Source organism: Protofrankia sp. Cas8, from assembly GCF_963555845.1.
In the GTDB taxonomy this organism is placed as follows: domain Bacteria; phylum Actinomycetota; class Actinomycetes; order Frankiales; family Frankiaceae; genus Protofrankia.
On sequence record NZ_CAUVXI010000250.1, the window covers coordinates 5,493 to 7,087 of the forward strand.

2 protein-coding genes are annotated in these 1,595 nt (G+C 65.5%); both read left to right on the forward strand.

Going from position 1 to position 1,595, the window contains the following annotated elements:
* The first annotated feature begins 942 nt into the window (after window positions 1–942).
* Window positions 943–1,197 (forward strand): hypothetical protein, encoded by a 255-nt coding sequence (locus tag U9977_RS24145; protein WP_322751577.1) that lies wholly within the window; start codon window positions 943–945, stop codon window positions 1,195–1,197.
* The gene (locus tag U9977_RS24150) at window positions 1,194–1,571 is read left to right on the forward strand and encodes a PIN domain-containing protein (RefSeq protein WP_322751578.1); all 378 of its coding nucleotides are present in this window, start codon (window positions 1,194–1,196) and stop codon (window positions 1,569–1,571) included. The genes U9977_RS24145 and U9977_RS24150 overlap by 4 nt, the downstream gene beginning before the upstream one ends.
* The last annotated feature ends 24 nt before the right edge of the window (window positions 1,572–1,595 follow it).

Consider the following 1,595-nt stretch of genomic DNA (forward strand, 5'->3'; position numbering starts at 1 on the left):
AAGTACCTCCACGTACCCGACGTACCCGACGGTGCCCGCGACGACGCCGTGCCTCTGCGAATAGTGGCCCTACGTCACGGACCGGACCGCACTTTCGTCTGACGACATCCACCGGCCCGGCCGCCACCGTGCGAACGCTCAGGCCACCGTCCGAACCGAGGTTTTGGAGCCCCGCAGGGTCCATACGATCAGCACGTTTCATCCCATGACATCACGACTTGCGAGTTCGTCGCACTGACTCCTTGAGGCCGCCCCTACCCGTCCAGCGTGGCGGCCGAGTCCTTGAAGCTCATGAGCGCGCCCGAGTACCGGAAGTACCGCACCATCCTGTACTGGCGGCCGTTGGTGCCTGGCCTCAACGACACCGACGAGCACCTGGCAAGCGCGTACGAGTCGGCCAATTACGCCGACGCCACGGTGTTCACCGGGTTGTTCTACCGGGTTGGGCTACCGGGTTGTTCTACCGGGATGAGATCGCGGACTACTACAAAGCCAACGGGCTACCGGAGCCGTACGACGGCACGGCGCGACGGAAGATCGTGCTGGAAACGCCTGAGGCTCGGGTGCTGGCGGCCTTCGATGCGAGCACCCCGTTGTTCCGCAAGACCAGTTGCGCGGTCAGCTACGCGCATGGACTACCGGACTACAACGGGCACGTCGGTGTCCGTGAACTGTGTGACAGCTGCCCGCTGAGCCAGCTTGAACTGTGCGAAGGCGCGCACAAGGTTCCGTCAGCCGATCAGCTTCGGCAGGTCGCCGAGGGACTACCCGAGGGGCGTGGTCTGGTGGTCGTGGACATCACCGACCGCGCGGCCGTGGTGTCCGGCCTGGAAACGGAACAGCCGCGCTACTACCTGCAACATGCGCTCGGCTTCCAAGTGCACGACGTCGCGTCCCCTATTGCCGGTCGCTCTAAGCTTGCACATGATTTATGCTTAGTTTATGAGCTTCAAGCGGATCACTATCAGCGTCCCGGAGGAGATCGCGGCGAAAGCGCAGCGGGCCGCCGACGCCGGCCAGGTGGAGTCGGTCTCGGCCTATTTCGCCGGGCTTGCCGCTGCCGAGCCCGACTGGGCGCAGGCACAGACGATCCTGGACCAGATGATCGCAGATGCCGGCGGACTGGACGACGCCGCGCACGACTGGGCGCGCTCGGCGCTGGAGGCCGACGATGGTGATGTGGCCGGGGCCGCGTGAGAACGGTCGTCTTCGACGCGGGCGCGCTCATCGCGCTTGAGCGTCGTGACGCCCGCATGCTCGCGCTGGCCACGGACCTGGTGGCCGCAAGGGTCGCGGCGCACCTACCGGCGGGAGTCCTCGCCCAGGTCTGGCGTGGCTCACCACGTCAGCATGCCGTCATGAAACTGGTGCGGACGGGCGCGTTGCGGGTCGAGCCCTTGTCGGAGGAGATCGCTGTCCGGCTCGGACTGCTGCTGGCGGCATCGGGAACGAGTGATGTCGTCGACGCTCATGTCGCGTTGCTGGCGCGGAAGCTCCGTGCCACGGTCATCACGTCAGATCCGCATGATCTGCACAAATTGGACCCCACGCTCGGCCTCGTCGTGATCTGACTGTGGTCGTTTGGCGTTGTTCGG